Genomic DNA, 17,769 nt, shown 5'->3' on the forward strand with positions numbered 1-17,769 from the left:
TCCGGCGCGGGGACTTTCCGAACGGAAGGTCCCCGCGCCGTTTTCGTGGCTCAGAACCGCCAGGTCCAGGCGTCGGCGAGCCGCGTACCCGGCCGCCCGAACAACTGCTCCAGGGTGCGGCGCAGCATGTCCGCGTGCGGCGCGTCGTCGGTCACCGCGACACAGGACGCGCGCCAGAACTCGACGTCCCGGGCGGCCTGGCGGCGCTGCCGGTCACCGACCGCCGGCGCCACGCCCCGGCGGGCCACGTCGGCGAGCAGGGCCGAGGTGGGGCGTTGCCAGGTGCCCATGGTGGCCGAGCCGCCCCGCCCGTACGGGCCGATGAAGAAGCCCTCCGGCATGGCGAAGCCGACGCCGGTGGCGGTGGCCCAGCGCATCGGCCAGGGGGTCTGCGGAGTGGCAGTGGGCACCGGCACCAGCACCCCACCGGGGCGTACGCACTGCCGCCAGTGGCCGCCGGTGACGAACTCGGGCAGCGGCGGCCGGTCCATCGTGGGCAGCGGCGTCGGCAGGACGCTGAGCACCGCCGCGCCGACCGCGATCGGGACGCCCCGGCGGGCCCGGCCGGATTCGCCGAGCGCCCGGTGCACGGCGAGCGTGAGCACGGTACCGACCAGCGGCAGCACTGCCAGCGCGAAGCGCATCGGCAGCGCGCCGTCCACCACCGGCAGCCCGGCCAGCAGCCGGTACGGGCCGGGGAGCCCGGTCCGTTCGCCGCCGACCACGACCTCGGGGCCGAGCGCGAGCGCGGCCGTCACCAGCGCGCCTGCCACCAGCGCCACCACCAGCGGCCGCCGGCCCAGCCAGGCCGCGCAGCCGACCGCGACCAGCAGCAGCGGCCAGCCGAGGAACGTGGTGAACTCGGCCGGACCGGTGGTCAGCCGGACCGCCTCCGGGCTGCCGAACACGGTCAGCGCGGAGAGGCGGGTCCAGCCGGCCAGGTCGGCGGAGAAGTAGGCGGGCGGGAACATCCCGTCGGCGACGCCCTGCGGACCGGCGAACTGCACCCAGAGCGGGTACGCCAGCACGAGCAGCGCCAGCCCGGCCGCGCCCAGCAGCCCGCGGGCGAAGCCGGGACCGGCCCGGCGCAGCAGTTCCCGGTCGGCCAGCCCGTACGCGAGCGTCATCACCGCCAGCGTGAGCGCGGTGAGGAAGAGCACCTCCTCGCCGACGAACACCTGCACGGTGACGACAGCGGCGAGCCCGGCCGCCGACGAGATCATCCGGCGGCGGTCCGGGCCGTCCGGGCGCCCGGCCGGGTCGGCGGCGCGTAGCAGCCGGACGACCAGCCAGACCAGCGCCGGGACCAGCCACTGCGCGGTCATGTGCAAATGGCCGTTGCTCTGCGAGACCATGCCCGGCCCGAAGCCGCACAGTGACGCGCCCAGCCCGGCCGCGAGCGGACGGGCCCGTAGGACGCGGGTGAACAGCAGGTACCAGGCCAGCGCGGTACCGGCCAGGTTGAGCGCGACCAGCAGCGCGAACGTGACCGGCGCGCCGAACGCCAGCGTGACCGGGGCGAGCGGCACGCCGAGCGCGACGACCGAGGTGTTCGCCATCAGGTTGACCCCGTCCGGCGCGTTCAGGCGGTCGCTGACCAGGCTCAGCTCGCCGCGCAGGGCACGCGCGTCGAGCGCCAGGAACCACTCGTACAGCGTCTGGTCGGCCGGGTTGAGCGCGAGTACCCGCGTGCCCGGCGCCGGCCAGAGGCCGTGGGTGAGCCAGGCGGCGAACGCGGCGAACGCCAGCCCCACGAGCAGGTCGGCGCGGCGCCGCCGGACGGCGGCCGTCATCCGCCGCGTGACCGTCGCCGGGCGGGCCGCCCGGACCTGGTCGGGCCCGGAGGCCGTGCGGGCGGCGCTGGTCACGGCCTCGACCATAACGGCCGCAGCCGTCGGGGTACGCCGGGTCGCGGCCGAGCCGCTACGGTGAGATCTGCACCGCGCGTGTCGGCGCGCCGGTGTCACCCGCCCGGGTGGTGGAACGGCAGACACGGCCGCCTTAAAAGCGGCTGCCGCAAGGCGTGCGGGTTCGACCCCCGCCCCGGGCACACGAACTCTCAGGTTTCCCACAGCTAGCCGTCGCACGCGCGATTGCGGCCACGTCTACCCTGGAGTAGCACGTCTACGTGCGATCGACCCCCTGAGGGAGGCCTGAGAAGTGAAGACCTCGAACCCGGTGCTCGCCCGGCTCGGCCAGGCGGCAGAGCGTGAGCGGGCGGCCGGGTACGCCCAGCCCGGGCCTTACGGTCAGCCCGGATACCCCCAGCAGCAGTACCCGCAGCAGCCCTACGCCCAGCCCTACCCGGGCGGCTACGGCCAGCCGGTGGCACCGCCCACCGTGACCCCGATGACGCTCGACGACGTGGTCGTCAAGACGGTCCTCATGCTCGCCATCCTCGGCGCCTCGGCCGCTGCGGCCTGGGTGCTCGTGCCGGACTCGCTCGTCGGCGTGGCGTGGATCGGCGCCGCGGTGGTCGGCCTGGTGCTGGGTCTGATCATCTCGTTCTCCCGGATGGCCAACCCGGCGCTCGTGGTGGCGTACTCGATCATCGAGGGCGTCTTCGTCGGCATGGTCAGCAAGGCGTTCGAGGCGCGGTACGACGGGATCGTGCTCCAAGCCGTGGTGGCGACCTTCGGCGTCTTCTTCCTCATGGCGATGATCTACAAGGCGCGGATCATCCGGGCCACCCCGAAGTTCGCCCGCATCCTGGTCTCGATCATGGCAGGCCTCTTCGCGGTCATGCTGATCAATTTCGTGTTGTCCCTGGCCGGCGTGAACACCGGCTTGCGGGATGGCAGCAAGTTGGCCATCGGCTTCAGCCTGGTCTGCATCGTGGTGGCGTCGCTGAGCTTCGTGCTCAACTTCGCCGACATCGAGGAGGGGGTCCGGATGGGACTCCCGCAGCGCTACTCGTGGACGGCCGCCTTCGGCATCGTGGTCGGCCTGGTCTGGCTCTACATCGAGATCCTGCGGCTGCTCAGCTACTTCCAGGGCGACGACTGACGTCTCGCTTTCTGCCGACGCCCGCCTGCCGCATCCGCGGCGGCGGGCGTCGCCGTTTTCCCGCCTCTTCCGGGCCGCCCGGGGCAGAGTGGGACTCGGGTACGTGGGCGGGAGGTGGTCACGGTGCGCAGTGCCAATCCGGTGCTGGACCGGCTGGACGACGTCGGCCGCGCCGAACGGCAGGTGCTCGGGGTCGGAACCGCCGACGCGATGACAGTGGCCGACGTGGTGAGCCGCACCGTGGGCCTGCTGCTGGTCACCGGCGTCACGGCGGCGCTGTCCTGGGTGCTGGTGCCGCAGGCCGCGTGGATCTCCGCCGCGCTGGCCGGAAGCGCGCTGGCCAGCCTCGCCCTGGTGCTCGTCATCTCGCTGAAGCAGATCACCAGTCCGCCGGTCATCGTCGGGTACGCCGTGTTGCAGGGGCTGCTGCTCGGGGTGGCCAGCCGCGCCTTCGAACTGGTCTACCCGGGCATCGTGGCGCAGGCGGTGGTCGGCACGTTCGGCGTCTTCCTCGGCATGGCGGTGCTCTACCGGGCCCGGCTGGTACGCGCCACGCCGCGCCTGGCCCGCCTGGTCATCGGCACGCTCGTCGGGATCGTGGCGATCGGCCTGGTCAACCTGTTCGCGTACCTGTTCACCGGGCGGCAGGGCGTGGCCGTCTACAGCCTCAGCGACCGGGTGGGCTGGCTGCCGTACGTGTTCTCGGTGGTGGCGATCATCGCCGGGGCGCTCAGCTTCATCCTCGACTTCGACCTGGTCGAGCGGTCGGCCGCGAATCGGCTGCCCCGCCGCTACGCCTGGTACTGCGCGTTCGGGCTGCTCGTCGGGCTGATCTTCCTGTACTGGCAGATCCTGCGCCTGCTCAGCTACGTACGCCGCTGAGCACGCTCCGGCCCGGCGTCGCCGTAGACTCGGCGGCGATGAGCGCAGCGGAACTGGACCGGGCGGTGACCCTGCTGGTCCGACAGGTGGGGCACTGGCAGCAGCCGCGCTGGTCGGCCAAGGCCGAGGGCGGCAACGTGTCCCGGGCCGACCTGGTGCACAAGCTGGTCCAGGAGATCGCCAACCTGGCCGCCGACGCGGCGGGCGAGCCGCGCCGCGAGGTGCCCCGGCTCCCCAGCGACCAGGCGCTCCCAGACCAGCTCCGCGTGGTAACCGCCGACCTGACGCTGGCCGATCCCCCCGCCCCCGTCCTGGCCGAGGCCGCCGAGGCGATAACCCGAACCCGCGCCGCCCTCTGACCCGCCCCCTGCCCTTTCGTCGCGTTGATCATGAAGTTGGCGGCGACAAAACGGACGCGGATCCCCGCTAACTTCATGATCGACCGGGTGGCGGGGGCGGTCAGGGGTTGAGCCAGCGGCGTGCCTTGCGGCGTCGGGCCCGGTCGCGTGCCCGCAGGACCGCCGGGCGGTCGTGGCCGGCGGCCTCCGCCTGCCTCCCGTGCAGCAGGCCGTAGGTGAACGTGTTCTCGCCGTCGGCGTACGCCTGGAGCGCCTGCCGCCGCAGCGTCTCCCGGGTCACCACCGAATCCTGGTGGGCGCCGAGCAGATCCTGGAGCGCCTTGAACCGCTTCACCAGGCGGGCGGCCGGTTTGCCGGCGCTCGGCTCCCGCACCTCCACCGCGTACCGGGCCGCCTTGTGCTTCTTACGCGCCTCGTGCAGCGCCGCGTCCCCGGCCGTCCCTTCGAGCGTGAGCGCCCGGTCCAGCCGTTCGTCAGCACGGCGTACCGCCTTGCGGATCCGCCGGTCCACCCAGCGCCGGCCCACGTCGGCAGGTGCGCCGTCGACCAGCCGATCCAGGCGGGCCAGCAGCTCGGCATAGCGGTCGGAGTCCAACGCGGACCGCAGCGCCACCGTCGTCCCGGCCAGGTCGGCCGCGAACCGCTCGCCGATCCGCGCGGCCACCGGGCCGAGCACCAGCTCGTCCGGCAGCTCGTGCACCGCCTCGGTGAGCCGGGCCGCCATCACCTGGGTGTCGCGGACCCGGCCCAGCTCGCCGCCGAGCCAGCGCAGCTCGGCCCGGACCGCCTCGCTCTCCCGGCGGTCCCACAACCCCCGGAACGTACGCAGCGTCGCCCGCAACCGGCGGGCCGCGACGCGCATGTCGTGGACCGCGTCCTCGTCACCCTGGTACGCGGCCGCGTGGTTGCCGACGATCGCGTCCCGCTGCGCCCTGGCGTACGTGAGGACCGGCCCCGCCGGGCCGTCCGGTTCCCGGTCGTCGAAGCGCTCGATCCGGCCCGCGACGGCCCGGTGCGACTTGCTGACCGCCACCTCCCGGGCACCTGCCGCGCGCAGCCGCTCGCCCAGCGCGTCGAGCAGCGCCTCGTCGCCGTCGACCAGCTCGATCTCAATCTCGTGCCAGGTCCGCGCGGCGCCGTCCACCAGATCCCCGGACCGGACGTCGTCCTCGGCCACCTCGGCCAGCACCCGGCCGTCCGCGTCCAGCAGCCGCCGTTCCCGGCGGCGGTTGACCACCCGGGCGGCCGGAGCGACGGTACGGCCCCGCGACGCGCCCCGGATCAGCGCGACCAGCTCGGACGGCGGGCCGTCGTCGGACGCCCCGGCCGGGAACTGGTGCTCGACCCGCGCGCCGCCGACCGCGCCCACCTTGAGATGCCAGCCCGCGTCGTGCCCCCCGGTACGCCGGCGCAGCGCGTGCCCGCTGCGCAGCAGGAGCAGGTCGTCGGTGTCCCAGTAGACGGCGTCCAGATCCGAGACGGTGGCGTCGGACATGGTCACGACGCCACCGCACCCGGTCAGGTCGGGCAGCTGGAAACCCTCGTCGCCGGAGTACTTGCGCTCACGTTCCACGACGGTCGCCATACGGCCTCCCGTACCCGGCCCGCGCGCCGGCGAACCGGTTTCAGCTCAGTCGCTCCAGCACCATCGCCATGCCCTGGCCGCCGCCGACGCACATGGTCTCCAGACCGATGGTCTTGTCGTGCCACTCCAGCGCGTTGAGCAGCGTGCCGGTGATCCGGGCGCCGGTCATGCCGAACGGGTGGCCGACGGCGATCGCGCCACCGGCGACGTTCAGCTTCTCCTCCGGGATGCCGAGCTGCCGGTACGAGGGGATCACCTGCGCGGCGAACGCCTCGTTGATCTCGACCAGGTCGACGTCGTCGATGGTCATGCCGGCCCGCTTCAGCGCCTGCTTCGACGCCTCGACCGGGCCCAGGCCCATGATCTCGGGAGAGAGCGCGCTGACGCCGGTGGAGACGATCCGGGCCAGCGGGGTGAGACCCAGCTCGGACGCCCGCTCGGCGCTCATGATCACTACTGCGGCGGCGCCGTCGTTGAGCGGGCAGCAGTTGCCGGCGGTGATCCGGCCGTCCGGGCGGAACACCGGCTTCAGACCGGCCACGGCCTCCAGGGTCACCCCGGCACGCGGGCCGTCGTCGGTGCTGACCACCGTGCCGTCCGGCGTGGTGACCGGGGTGATCTCGCGGGCCCAGAAGCCGTCCGCGATCGCCTTCTCCGCGAGGTTCTGGCTGCGGACGCCGAACGCGTCCATGTCCTCGCGGGTCACGTCGTACACCTGGGCCAGGTTCTCCGCGGTCTGCCCCATGGCGAGGTAGATGTCGGGGAGCTGCCCGGCTTCGCGCGGGTCGGCCCACACCTCGGCGCCGCCCTGGGCGCGGGCCGCGGAACGCTCCCGGGCCTCGGCGAAGCGGGGGTTCTCCCAGCCGCCGCCGACCAGCGCCTGCGCCTCCGGCGGCAGCGTGTCCGAGTTGCCCCGGGCGTACCGGGAGACCATCTCCACACCGGCGGAGATGAACACGTCGCCCTCACCGGCCCGGATCGCGTGCATCGCCATCCGCGTGGTCTGGAGCGAGGACGCGCAGTAGCGGGTCAGCGTGGCGCCCGGCAGGCCGTCCAGGCCCATCAGCGTGGCGACCACCCGGGCCATGTTGAAGCCCTGCTCGCCGCCGGGCAGGCCGCACCCGAGGTAGAGGTCGTCGATGGTGGTGGGATCGAGCGCCGGAACCTTGTCGAGGGCGGCCTGGACGATGGTGGCGGCGAGGTCGTCCGGGCGGACCTCGCGGAGGGAACCCTTGAACGCGCGGCCGATGGGGGACCGGGCGGTGGCGACGATGACGGCGTCGCGGGGCGACTCAATCGGCATGAGCCAACGTTAACGCGCCGGTAACATGCGCGGGAAGGTGTGCGGCGGGCGGGAAATGTCACCCCGTGGGCGGTCGGCGGTGGTGCCGGAACGCGACAGTCGCCGCCGCCTCGACCGCCGGCAGCAGGGCGTGCGCCCAGACCCGGTAGCCGTCGGCGGACGGGTGGAAGCCGTCGCGGCAGAGCGTGCCGGCATCCGCGCGGAACACCGGGCCCGTCTCGGTGCCCAGGTCGACAACCGTGCCACCGGCGTCCAGCACGGCCGCTGTCTGGGCCCGTGCCATCCGCCGGCCGGACCAGCCGAGCACCTGACGCAGCGGGGCGGCGACCGCGCGTACCGCGCCGAGGTCGGGGCAGGTGCCCACCACCACCTCGACGTGCGCTTCCCGCAGCCGGCGCACCGCCGAGCCGAGATAGGCGGCCGCGTCACCCGGGCGGCTCAGCGCCGTCGCGTCGTTCGCCCCGATCAGCACCACCGCCACGTCGGGCCGCTCGCCGAGCAGCGCCCGGGCCACCTGGGTGGCCAGGTCGGTGGCGCGGGAGCCGGAGACCCCGACGCTGGACAGATGCACCCGGCGGCCGTGCGGCCCCTCGGCGAGCAGGTTCGCGAGCTGACCGCCGATCGTCTCCTCGAAGCGGTCGACGCCGACACCGAGCGCCGACGAGTCGCCGAGCAGCACCAGGCGCAGCGGCGGCGCGTCCGCCCGGCCGACCGTCGCGCGCAACACCAGACCCAGCTCGGGCTGGGCGTACTCCCGGCTGCGGGCGGCGATGGCCTGCCCGGCGAGGACCGCCGCGCCGCCCACCGTGCCGGCCAGCAGCGACAGGGCCGCCGCCCGGCCCCACCGGGCCACCTCGTTCCGCTCGCTCATGACAGCACTCCGCTTCGCTCCGTGCCGTCATGAGGCACGTTTGCGCTGAGCTGGCCGATTCGCTCGCTGCGCTCGCTCATGACAGCACTCCGCTTCGCTCGCTCATGCCGTTTCCTCCAGGGTGGCCGAGTCGGCGGCGCTGCCGGTCGGGGGCAGCGCGCCGACGCCGAAGAAGGCCCGTCGGCGAAGCTGCGCCCAGCGTCCGCCGGGCCCGCGGTCGCGGCCCCGGAGCTGGGCGCCGCTGACCTCCGTGCCGGCGTGCCGGGCCGCCTCGTGAGCCGCCTCCGGGAGCGACCGTACGCCTTCCACGCCGGGCAGGACAGGCCTGCGTTCCGGGACCGCGCCCAGCGCGGACAGCACGGTGGGCAGCAACGCCGCCGCGGCTATCGCGTACCCCTCGGCGGAGGGGTGGAACCGGTCCCAGGCGAACATCCGGGCGGGCTCGGCGGCGAACCGCGGCCCGAGCATGTCGCCGAGTGAGACGGCCCGGCCGCCGGCCTCGACCACGCCCACCGTCTGCGCGGCCGCGAGCTGGCGGCTCCAGCGCCGGGCCAGCCAGCGCAGCGGCGGCTGGATCGGCCGGATGGTGCCCAGGTCGGGACAGGTGCCGACGACCACCTCGCAGCCGGCCGCCCGCAGCGTGCGGACCGCGTCGACCAGGTAGCGCACGGCCAGCCCCGGCGGCGTGCGGTTGGTGACGTCGTTGCCGCCCACCAGGATCACCGCCACGTCCGGCTCGACCTCCAGGGCGGACTCGACCTGCGGTTTCAGCCCGGACGAGAGCGCGCCCACCACGGCGAACCGGTGCAGGCGTACCGGCCGGTGCAGGCGGCGGGACAGCCCGGTGGCCAGCAGCGAGCCCGGTGTCTCCCGGCGCCTGTGCACGCCGTAGCCGGCTGCCGAGGAGTCGCCCAGGATGACCATGGTGACCGGCGGGCCGGGCAGCTTCGCGCCGTACACGCCGTCGCAGCGCGGTGGCGGGGCCTGCGCCATCGGGATGGTGCGCCGGGCCTGCCGGGCCTGGCCGAGCAGCACCCCGCCGGTGGCGGCGGTGGCCGCCACCGTGGCGCCCGTGCCGATCGCCGCGAGGCGGGCGATCTGCCGGACGCGCTGCCAGTGGACCGGCGCGACGGAACCAGCGTCCCCCATGAACCGACAGTATCGCGCCGGTACGACCACTGCTGTCCTTGATCGGATGGCTGGGCGGCGCCCGGACTGGGTACCGATGGGGGTGGCGGACGCGGGCTTGCCCCCGGGCCGCACCATGGTCGGGCGGAGAGGGGCGAAGACATGGGGAAGACGTTGAAGCGCAGCGCCGCGTTCGCCGCGCTGGCCCGGGCGCTGGCGGCCGGTACGCGGGGCGGGCCGTCGCTCGGGGCCCGGCTGGCGGCGCTGCCGAGGATGATCCGCGCCACCACCAGGGGCGAGTACGACGGCGGCCTGCGCCTGGCGCTGATGGCCGGCGCGACCGCGTACATCGTCAGCCCGATCGACCTGCTGCCGGAGATTCCGCTGGCGATCTTCGGGCTGGCCGACGACGCGGTGATGGTCACCTGGCTGGCCGGCAGCGTGCTCGCCGAGACCGAACGGTTCCTGGAGTGGGAGGCACGTCGCAGCTCGGTCATCCCGGGGCATGTGGTGCCCTGACGGCACGTACGCTGATCGGCGAACTGACGGCTGACCGACCGCCCCACGACGGCGGCGCGACGAAGGGCACAACGAGGTGCAGTACTACGACAACGTCGTCGAGCTGATCGGCAACACCCCGCTGGTCCGCCTGCGCAACGTCACCGAGGGCATCCAGGCCACCGTGCTGGCGAAGGTGGAGTACGTCAATCCGGGCGGCTCGGTCAAGGACCGGATCGCGATGCGCATGGTGGAGGACGCCGAGAAGGCGGGCATCCTGCGGCCGGGCGGCACGATCGTGGAGCCGACCAGCGGCAACACCGGCGTCGGGCTGGCCCTGGTGGCCCAGCTCAAGGGCTACCGCTGCGTCTTCGTCTGCCCGGACAAGGTCAGCCAGGACAAGCAGGACGTGCTGCGCGCGTACGGCGCCGAGGTGGTGGTCTGCCCGACCGCCGTCGCGCCGGAGGACCCGCGCTCCTACTACAACGTGTCCGACCGGCTGGCCCGGGAGATCCCCGGCGCGTGGAAGCCCAACCAGTACAGCAACCCGGCCAACCCGCGCTCGCACTACGAGACCACCGGCCCGGAGCTGTGGAAGCAGACCGAGGGCAGGATCACCCACTTCGTGGCGGGCGTCGGCACCGGCGGCACCATCTCCGGCATCGGCCGCTACCTCAAGGAGGCGTCCGAGGGCCGGGTCAAGGTGATCGGCGCGGACCCGGAGGGCTCGGTCTACTCCGGCGGCACCGGCCGGCCGTACCTGGTCGAGGGCGTCGGTGAGGACTTCTGGCCGGAGACGTACGACCGGAAGATCGCCGACGAGATCGTCGAGGTGTCGGACAAGGAGTCCTTCGAGATGACCCGCCGGCTCGCCCGCGAGGAGGGTCTGCTGGTCGGCGGCTCCTGCGGCATGGCCGTGGTGGGCGCGCTGGAGGTGGCCCGCAAGGCCGGCCCGGACGACGTGATCGTGGTGCTGCTGCCGGACGGCGGCCGGGGCTACCTGTCGAAGATCTTCAACGACAAGTGGATGGCCCGGTACGGCTTCCTGGACGACTCGGGCACCGAGCCGACGGTGGCCGACGCGCTCGCCGGCAAGCCCGGTGGCCTGCCCGAGCTGGTGCACGTGCACCCGACCGAGACGGTCCGCGACGCGATCGACTACATGCGCGAGTACGGCGTCTCGCAGCTCCCGGTGCTCAAGGCCGAGCCGCCGGTGGTGACCGGTGAGGTGGCCGGTTCGATCGCCGAGAAGGACCTGCTCGACGCGCTGTTCACCGGCCAGGCCCACCTGCACGACACGATCGAGCGGCACATGGGCGAGCCGCTGCCGATGATCGGCGGCGGGCAGCCGGTGAGCGAGGCGGTCGGGCTGCTGGAGAAGGCGGACGCGGCGCTGGTGCTGGTCGACGGCAAGCCCAAGGGCGTGCTGACCCGCCAGGACCTGCTGGCCCACCTCGGCGCCCGCTGACCCTGCTTCTAAGGAAGGGCCCCCTTTTAACACCGCGGTGTTAAAAGGGGGCCCTTCCTCTACCGGAGGCGTTAATAAGGGGCCCTTCCTTACAAGCGGCGGGCGTAGCGGAGCTGGGGGACGAGCACCCGGCCGATGTGTTCGTCCCGCTCATCACCGGTGGCGGTCCAGCCGCCGCGCTCGTAGAAACGGCGCGCGTGGGCGTTGTCCCGCAGCACCCACAGCACCGCGCGCGTCCAGCCCCGGGCCCGCATCGCGTCCAGCGCGTCCACCATCAGCGCCCGTCCGGTGCCCCGGCCCCGCTCGGTCGGCTCCAGGTGGATCGCGTTGAGCAGCCCGGTCGCCGGGTCGCCCTCGTCGTCGGGCCCGAGGTAGCTGAAGCCCACCAGCTTCCCGTCCCGCTCGGCCACCGTCATCCGGTGGTCCGCGCCCTCCCAGGTCAGCCGTTCCACCCAGTAGCGGCCCATCGCCTCCGGCGTCGGGTCGGCCAGCGCCTCGGGCGGCAGGAACGACGAGTACGCCGCCACCCGGGAACGCTGGTGCAGGGCGCCGACCGCCATCAGGTCGGCCTCGGTCGCGGAACGTAGGGAGATCGTCACCCGGGCGACGGTACCCGCCGGGGCGGCACCTGCACCGTCTGGAGATCCTCGGCGACCACCAGATCACCGGTGAAGTGTTCCCGGGCCTCGTCGTGGAAGCGGCGCGGGTCGGCGTACCGCTGGGAGAAGTGGGTGAGCACGAGCGTGCGTACCCCCGACTCGGCCGCGACCCGCGCGGCCTGGCCGGCGGTGAGGTGCCCGACCTCGGCGGCGAGCGCCGCCTCCGACTCCAGGAACGTCGACTCGATCACCAGCAGGTCGGCGTGCTCGGCCAGCGCGTACACGCCGTCGCAGAGCCCGGTGTCCATCACGAACGCGAACCGCTGCCCCGGCCGGACGACGCTCACCTCGTCCCGGGTGACGCGGCGCCCGTCGCGGTCCAGGTGGCCGTCGCGCAGCAACCGCCCCACGTCCGGACCGGCGATGCCGTACGCGGCCAGCCGCTCCGGAAGCATCCGGCAGCCGTCCGGCTCGACCAGCCGGTATCCGTACGTCTCGATCGGGTGCCGCAGCCGGCGGGCCTCCAGCGTGCCGATGCCCAGGGTGATCCGCTGCCCGTCGGCGTCGATCGGCTCGACTGCCAGTTCGGCGGTCTCGTAGAAGCTGGAGGCGTGGCGCAGCCGGGCGAAGTACTCGGCGCCGCCGGCCGGGAAGTGCACCGCCACCGGGCGCGGTACGCGGTCCAGCGAGAGCCGCTGGATCATGCCGGGCAGCCCGAGGCAGTGGTCGCCGTGGAAGTGGGTGACGCAGATCCGGGTCAGGTCGGTGGCGGTGATCCCGGTGTGCAGCATCTGCCGCTGGCTGCCCTCGCCCGGGTCGAAGAGGATCACCTCGTCGTCCCAGCGCAGCAGGTAGCCGTTGTGGTTGCGCTGCCGGGTCGGGGCCTGGCTGGCCGTACCGAGCACCACCAGCTCACGCATGGACACCGCACCCTCCCGAGCGCAAAAAGCGACCCCCGGGGCTTCCGCGCTCGCGCGCGGGCCGGCTGGACTGGGCCGGCACCCCGGGGGTCGGGTGGCTGTCGTGGTTTCGCCGCACCGCTGCCACACGGTCTCGACGATCCTGCAGGTGCCCGCCTCGCGGCGGGCGAGTTTTCACTGTCGAGGACAGCGGCTAGCGGACAGCCACCTCACGAGTCCGATTGCTATACAAGTCTGGACCACCTCCTTTCCCGTGTACCGCCACGCTATCCACTTCGCGGCGGCCGCGGCAACGGATTTCGATCACAGGCCCGGTCAGTCCAGGCCGATCGGGCCCTCGCGCGGGCCGTCCTCGTTCGCCGGCTGCACTGCGAGCGACGGGAAGTCGGCCAGGTCGCCCTCCGGCTCGGCGTCCCACTCGGGGAACACCAGCGGGCTCTGCAGGTAGAGGCAGAGCAGCTGGGTGAGCTGGTGCAGGCCGTCGAGGTGGGTGCGCTCGTGGCCGTGGGTGGCGTCCACGCCGAACCCGAGCAGCGCCACCCGGGCGTGCGCCCCGGCCTCGACCGCGGCGGCCACGTCCGAGCGGTAGTAGTCGAACACGTCCCGGACCAGGTCGACGCCGTGTTCCTTGGCGATCGAGGCGAGGTTGCGGGTCAGGTGGTAGTCGAACGGGCCGACCCCGTCGCCCATGGCGAGCGTCGCCGCGGTCTCCCGGGACTGCTGGCCCGGCGCGACCACCGCCGCGTCCACCGACACGATCTCCGCGACGTCCGGGTCCAGCCCGTGGCTCGCGCCGTGGCCGATCTCCTCGGTGACGGTGACCAGCAGGTGCGCGGTGACCGCCGGGGTGACACCGGCGTCGACCATCGCCTTGAACGCGGTCAGCACCGCCGCCACGCCCGCCTTGTCGTCCAGGTGGCGGGACTTGACGTACCCGTTCGGGGTGATGGTGGGGTTGGGCAGGAACGCGACGAAGTCCCCGGCGTCGATGCCGAGCGCCCGCAGCCCGGCCTCGTCGTGCACCGGCTCGTCCACCCGCACCTCGACCAGTTCCCAGCCGACGCCCTGCAGGTCGACCGCCTCGTTGTAGCGGTGCCCGCTCGCCTTCAGCGGCAGCACCTGGCCGGTGACGACCCGCTCCAGGTCGTCGGTGAAGATCCGCACGTGGGCGCCCTCGGCGAAACGGGCGCTGTGCGTACCGATCGGGTTGACCTCCAGCCGGCCGTTCTCCTTGAGCCGCTTCACCATGCCGCCGATGGTGTCGGTGTGCACCACGATCGCCCGGTCGGCGCCGGTCGACCGGGGGCCGGGCAGACAGGCGCTCAGCGCCCCGCGACGGGTCAGCGTGGAGCTGATCCCGATCGCGGAGAGCCGCTCGCCCACGTACTGCTGGATGTGGTCGGTGCGCCCCGACGGGCTGGGGATCTCCAGCAGCTCCACCAGCACCTGGCGGAGGTAGTCGAGGTCGAGCTTGAGCGGTTGGGGCTTGCGTGCGGTCATGCCCCAGAGCTTGCCGCACCGGCCGGCGACCAGAGTCGCTGCGGTGCCCGGGTACCCGGGAAGAGCAGGTCGACGAAGCGCTCGGCGGTGGGCTGCGGTTCGTGGTTGGCCAGTCCGGGCCGCTCGTTCGCCTCGATGAACACGTGTTCCGGCCGGTCCGGGGCGGGGACCAGCAGGTCCAGCCCGGTGACCGGGATGTCCAGCGCCCGGCTCGCGGTCACGCACGCCTCGGCGATCGCCGGGTGCAGCTCGGCGGTCACGTCGTGGATCGTGCCGCCGGTGTGCAGGTTGGCCGTCCGGCGTACCGCGAGCACCTCGCCCTCCGGGAGCACGTCGTGCATCCGGTACCCGGCCTCGGCCACCACCTCGCGGGTCATGTCGTCGATCGGGATGCGGGACTCGCCCCCGGTGGCGGCGGCCCGGCGGCGGCTCTGCCGCTCGATCAGCTCGGTGATGTCGTGCACCCCGTCGCCGGTGATCTGCGCCGGGCGGCGTACCGCGGCGGCGACCACCTCGTGGTCGATCACCACGACCCGCAGGTCCTCGCCCGCGCGCAGCTCCTCGATCAGTACGTCCGGGCAGAACCGGCGGGCCAGCTCGACGGCCGCGGTCAGCGCCTCGGGCGTACGCACGCCGACGGTGATGCCGTTGCCCTGCTCGCCCCGCGCCGGCTTGACCACCACCGGACCCACGTCGTTCAGGAACGCCACGTCGTCGGGCTCACCGGTGGCGGTACGCCCGCGCGGCACCGACAGGCCCGCCTCGGTGAGGATGCGCCGGGTCACCCGCTTGTCGTCGCAGCGGCTCATCGCCACCGCCGAGGTCAGCTCCGACAGCGACTCGCGGGTGTGGATGGTCCGGCCACCGGTGGTCAGCTTCAGCTCACCCCAGTGCGGGTCGGTCACCTCCACCCGGATGCCGCGGCGCATCGCCTCGTCCGCGACGATCTTCGCGTACGGGTTCAGCTCGTCGTACCCCTCGGGCATGGCGGGCAGGAACAGGCGCTCGTTGATCGGGTTCTTCCGCTTCACGCAGAGCGTGCCGGTGCGGTGGAAGCCGAGGCGCTCGTACAGCCGGATCGCGCCCGAGTTCTCGGCCAGCACGGACAGGTCCACGAACGCCCGGCCGCGCCCGTCGAGCCGGTCGGCGAGCGCGGTCAGCAGCGCCTGGCCGGTGCCGGGCGGGGCGGTGTTGAAGTCGACTGTGAGGCACCACAGGCTCGCGCCGTTCTCCGGATCGCCGAAGACCGCGACGTGGTCCACGCCGGTGATGGTGCCGACCACCTCACCCGTGGTGTCCTCGGCCACCAGGTGCAGGAACCGGTCCGTGCCGGCGTTGTCCACCAGCACCTCGACCGGGGCGGTGACCATGCCGTTGCGCGCGTAGATCCGGTTCACCGCCTCCGCGTCGGCGGCGTCACGCAGCGGCCGGACGGTCAGCCCGGGCACCTCGCCGCCCTCGGTCGCGGCGGGCCGCTTCTCGCCCAGCGGCAGCCGGTACGTCAGCGACGGGTCGATGAACAGCTCGTCCGGCAGCCGCGACACCAGCACGTGCGGGTCGCGCAGGTAGATGCAGATGTCCCGGGCGCCGACCGCCTCGGAGCGCAGCACGTCGGCCACGTGCACCTGGTCGTCGAAGGTCTGCCCGAACACCAGCCGGCCCCAGCCGCAGTCCAGCACCACGCCCGAGGCGTCGGTGGACGTGGGCTCCGGCTGCCGCTGCTCCGGCGTACCCGGTGCGACCGGGTCACCGCCGGGGCCGATGCGTTCCCGGCGGCGCCCCAGCACCCGTTCCCGGTCGGTACGTGCCGTTCCGGTGGCGAGGGTGTCGGTCACGGTCAGTCGATTCCGTGGCTCTGGAGCCACATTTCCAGGAGTCCCAGTTGCCACAGCTTGTTTCCGTTCAACGGGGTCAGTTCGGCATTCGGGTCGGCGAGCAGCGCGTCGACGTAGTCGGCGCGGAACAGGTCGCGACGGCGCGCCTCGGGCGCGGTGAGCGCGTCGCGTACCCGGTCGAGGAGCTTGCCCTCCAGGTGGGTGAGTCCGGGCACCGGGAAGTAGCCCTTGGGCCGGTCGATGACCTCGTGCGGCAGGACCCGCCGGCCGATCTCCTTGAGCACGCCCTTGCCGCCCTGGGCCAGCTTCAGCTCCGGCGGGCAGCTCGCGGCCAGCTCGACGAACTCGTGGTCGAGGAACGGCACCCGGGCCTCCAGCCCGTGCGCCATGGTCATGTTGTCGACCCGCTTCACCGGGTCGTCGGTCAGCATGACCTGGGTGTCGATCCGCAGGCCGGCGTCGACGGCGGTCTGCGCGCCCGGGCGGCCCAGGTGCGCGGCCACGAACTCCCGCGCCGGGTCGCCGTCGGCCAGCCACGCCGGGTTGAGCACCCGGGCCAGTCCGGCCGCGTCGCGGTCGAAGAACGCCTTCGCGTACGTCTCGAGCGCCTGCTCCCGGTCCACCCCGGCGAGCGGCGGGTACCAGTGGTAGCCGCCCAGGATCTCGTCCGCGCCCTGACCCGACTGGACCACCTTGACGTGCTTCGCGACCTCCTGGCTGAGCAGCCAGAACGCGACGCAGTCGTGGCTGACCATCGGTTCGCTCATGGCCCCGACGGCGGCCTCCAGCGGCGGCAGCAGGTCGCCGGTGGGCACCCGGATCTGGTGGTGGTCGGTGCCGAACGTCTTCGCGACCAGGTCGGAGTAGACGAACTCGTCGCCCTCCCGCCCGCCCACCGCGTCGAAGCCGATCGAGAACGTGGCCAGGCCGGACCGGGCCTGCCCCTCGCCGGCGAGCAGCGCGACCACCAGGCTGGAGTCGAGGCCGCCGGAGAGCAGCACGCCCACCGGAACGTCGGCCACCATGCGGCGGCGTACGGCGGTGGTCAGCGAGTCGAGCAGCGCGTCCTGCCAGTCCCGCTCGGACCAGCCGGCCCGCTCGGCGGCGCGGCCGAACGACGGGTCCCAGTAGACCCGCTCGTGGGTGGAGCCGTCCGCCTCGTACACCCGGACCGTGGCCGGCGGCAGCTTGGTGACGCCGGCGAGGATGGTGCGCGGCGGCGGCACGATGCTGTGGAAGCTCAGGTAGTGGGCGAGCGCCACCCGGTCGATGGTGGTATCGATGCCGCCACCGGCGAGCAGCGCTGGCAGGGTCGAGGCGAACCGGACCACGCCGGGGCTCTCGGCCAGGTAGAGCGGCTTGATGCCGAGGCGGTCCCGGGCCAGCACCAGGCGGCCGGTGTCGCGCTCGCTGATCGCCACCGCGAACATGCCGATCAGGTGGTCGACGAAGTCGAGCCCCCACTCGGCGTACGCCTTGACCACTACCTCGCTGTCGCCGGACGAGAAGAACCGGTGGCCCTTGGCCTGCAGTTCGGCGCGTAGTTCCCGGTAGTTGTAGATGCAGCCGTTGAAGACACCGGTGAGCCCGGCGGCGGCGTCCACGATGGGTTGGCCGCTCGCCGCGGACAGGTCGATGATCTTCAGGCGCCGGTGTCCCAGCGCGGTCGGCCCTTGCGACCAGACGCCGCTGTCGTCGGGCCCTCGGTCACTCATCGTGGCCGCCATCCGCTCCACGGCCGAGACATCGGCGCGTGAACCGTCACGGCGGAACTCTCCCGCAAGTCCGCACATACGAGCCAATGCTGCCAGAGGT

Annotated in this window: 15 protein-coding genes and 1 tRNA gene; 6 read left to right on the top strand and 10 right to left on the bottom strand. The window is 73.2% G+C overall.

Going from position 1 to position 17,769, the window contains the following annotated elements; translation table 11 throughout:
* Positions 1 to 50 precede the first annotated feature (50 nt).
* Positions 51 to 1,868, bottom strand: a complete 1,818-nt coding sequence (locus KBX43_RS10710) for a hypothetical protein (protein ID WP_307851497.1) — start codon at positions 1,866 to 1,868, stop codon at positions 51 to 53.
* 101 nt (positions 1,869 to 1,969) lie between these two features.
* On the opposite strand from KBX43_RS10710, the gene KBX43_RS10715 reads away from it, so the two are divergent.
* The 4 genes from KBX43_RS10715 to KBX43_RS10730 all read left to right on the top strand — a co-directional run bounded on the left by KBX43_RS10715 (position 1,970) and on the right by KBX43_RS10730 (position 4,247).
* Positions 1,970 to 2,050: transfer RNA gene (locus tag KBX43_RS10715), tRNA-Leu, on the top strand.
* A gap of 110 nt (positions 2,051 to 2,160) precedes the next feature.
* Positions 2,161 to 3,006 carry a Bax inhibitor-1/YccA family protein gene (locus KBX43_RS10720; RefSeq protein WP_043326550.1) on the top strand — a complete coding sequence of 282 codons (846 nt, stop codon included), beginning with the start codon at positions 2,161 to 2,163 and terminating at the stop codon, positions 3,004 to 3,006.
* Between the two features lie 123 nt (positions 3,007 to 3,129).
* Positions 3,130 to 3,888, top strand: a complete 759-nt coding sequence (locus KBX43_RS10725) for a Bax inhibitor-1/YccA family protein (protein WP_030501314.1) — start codon at positions 3,130 to 3,132, stop codon at positions 3,886 to 3,888.
* Positions 3,889 to 3,926: 38 nt separating this feature from the next.
* A complete protein-coding gene (locus tag KBX43_RS10730) occupies positions 3,927 to 4,247 on the top strand; it encodes a hypothetical protein (protein WP_069087424.1) in 321 nt (106 codons plus the stop codon).
* A gap of 100 nt (positions 4,248 to 4,347) precedes the next feature.
* Here KBX43_RS10730 and KBX43_RS10735 read toward each other — a convergent pair whose 3' ends face one another.
* The 4 genes from KBX43_RS10735 to KBX43_RS10750 form a co-directional block, all read right to left on the bottom strand.
* On the bottom strand, positions 4,348 to 5,832 hold the full coding sequence (locus KBX43_RS10735) for a CYTH and CHAD domain-containing protein (protein ID WP_210884226.1): 1,485 nt from the start codon (positions 5,830 to 5,832) through the stop codon (positions 4,348 to 4,350).
* A 40-nt stretch (positions 5,833 to 5,872) separates the two neighbouring features.
* Positions 5,873 to 7,135, bottom strand: coding sequence for an acetyl-CoA C-acetyltransferase (locus tag KBX43_RS10740; RefSeq protein ID WP_043326544.1), 1,263 nt, complete (start codon positions 7,133 to 7,135; stop codon positions 5,873 to 5,875).
* 58 nt (positions 7,136 to 7,193) lie between these two features.
* Positions 7,194 to 8,006: an SGNH/GDSL hydrolase family protein gene (locus KBX43_RS10745; protein WP_043326542.1), complete on the bottom strand. Its 813-nt coding sequence runs from the start codon at positions 8,004 to 8,006 to the stop codon at positions 7,194 to 7,196.
* A gap of 102 nt (positions 8,007 to 8,108) precedes the next feature.
* Complete coding sequence (locus tag KBX43_RS10750) at positions 8,109 to 9,155, bottom strand: SGNH/GDSL hydrolase family protein (RefSeq protein ID WP_043326540.1); 1,047 nt, start codon at positions 9,153 to 9,155, stop codon at positions 8,109 to 8,111.
* Positions 9,156 to 9,296: 141 nt separating this feature from the next.
* On the opposite strand from KBX43_RS10750, the gene KBX43_RS10755 reads away from it, so the two are divergent.
* Both KBX43_RS10755 and KBX43_RS10760 read left to right on the top strand, forming a co-directional pair.
* Complete coding sequence (locus KBX43_RS10755; RefSeq protein ID WP_013474058.1) at positions 9,297 to 9,653, top strand: YkvA family protein; 357 nt, start codon at positions 9,297 to 9,299, stop codon at positions 9,651 to 9,653.
* Positions 9,654 to 9,729: 76 nt separating this feature from the next.
* Entirely contained in the window at positions 9,730 to 11,100 is a 1,371-nt protein-coding gene (locus tag KBX43_RS10760) for a cystathionine beta-synthase (RefSeq protein WP_043326537.1), read from the top strand.
* An 89-nt stretch (positions 11,101 to 11,189) separates the two neighbouring features.
* On the opposite strand, the gene KBX43_RS10765 is transcribed toward KBX43_RS10760, so the two are convergent.
* The 5 genes from KBX43_RS10765 to KBX43_RS10785 all read right to left on the bottom strand — a co-directional run bounded on the left by KBX43_RS10765 (position 11,190) and on the right by KBX43_RS10785 (position 17,747).
* Positions 11,190 to 11,699, bottom strand: a complete 510-nt coding sequence (locus KBX43_RS10765; RefSeq protein ID WP_210884227.1) for a GNAT family N-acetyltransferase — start codon at positions 11,697 to 11,699, stop codon at positions 11,190 to 11,192.
* Entirely contained in the window at positions 11,696 to 12,625 is a 930-nt protein-coding gene (locus tag KBX43_RS10770; RefSeq protein ID WP_210884228.1) for a ribonuclease Z, read from the bottom strand. The genes KBX43_RS10765 and KBX43_RS10770 overlap by 4 nt, the downstream gene beginning before the upstream one ends.
* A 309-nt stretch (positions 12,626 to 12,934) precedes the next feature.
* Positions 12,935 to 14,119 (bottom strand): osmoprotectant NAGGN system M42 family peptidase, encoded by a 1,185-nt coding sequence (locus KBX43_RS10775; RefSeq protein ID WP_030501323.1) that lies wholly within the window; start codon positions 14,117 to 14,119, stop codon positions 12,935 to 12,937.
* Entirely contained in the window at positions 14,116 to 15,954 is a 1,839-nt protein-coding gene (gene ngg / locus KBX43_RS10780; protein WP_113972006.1) for an N-acetylglutaminylglutamine synthetase, read from the bottom strand. Before ngg ends, KBX43_RS10775 begins: the two co-directional genes overlap by 4 nt.
* 2 nt (positions 15,955 to 15,956) lie before the next feature.
* Positions 15,957 to 17,747 carry an N-acetylglutaminylglutamine amidotransferase gene (locus KBX43_RS10785; RefSeq protein ID WP_210884229.1) on the bottom strand — a complete coding sequence of 597 codons (1,791 nt, stop codon included), beginning with the start codon at positions 17,745 to 17,747 and terminating at the stop codon, positions 15,957 to 15,959.
* Positions 17,748 to 17,769 lie beyond the last annotated feature (22 nt).

The sequence above is a fragment of the Micromonospora sp. C41 genome, from assembly GCF_018070485.1.
GTDB lineage: Bacteria > Actinomycetota > Actinomycetes > Mycobacteriales > Micromonosporaceae > Micromonospora > Micromonospora chalcea.

What these genes read in the sequence shown, in the direction of transcription:
- KBX43_RS10785 (WP_210884229.1), bottom strand. Translation starts at nt 17,747, where the DNA reads ATGTGCGGACTTGCGGGAGAGTTCCGCCGTGACGGTTCACGCGCCGAT.
- KBX43_RS10735 (WP_210884226.1), bottom strand. Translation starts at nt 5,832, where the DNA reads ATGGCGACCGTCGTGGAACGTGAGCGCAAGTACTCCGGCGACGAGGGT.
- KBX43_RS10775 (WP_030501323.1), bottom strand. Translation starts at nt 14,119, where the DNA reads ATGACCGCACGCAAGCCCCAACCGCTCAAGCTCGACCTCGACTACCTC.
- KBX43_RS10755 (WP_013474058.1), top strand. Translation starts at nt 9,297, where the DNA reads ATGGGGAAGACGTTGAAGCGCAGCGCCGCGTTCGCCGCGCTGGCCCGG.
- KBX43_RS10740 (WP_043326544.1), bottom strand. Translation starts at nt 7,135, where the DNA reads ATGCCGATTGAGTCGCCCCGCGACGCCGTCATCGTCGCCACCGCCCGG.
- KBX43_RS10750 (WP_043326540.1), bottom strand. Translation starts at nt 9,155, where the DNA reads ATGGGGGACGCTGGTTCCGTCGCGCCGGTCCACTGGCAGCGCGTCCGG.
- KBX43_RS10730 (WP_069087424.1), top strand. Translation starts at nt 3,927, where the DNA reads ATGAGCGCAGCGGAACTGGACCGGGCGGTGACCCTGCTGGTCCGACAG.
- KBX43_RS10745 (WP_043326542.1), bottom strand. Translation starts at nt 8,006, where the DNA reads ATGAGCGAGCGGAACGAGGTGGCCCGGTGGGGCCGGGCGGCGGCCCTG.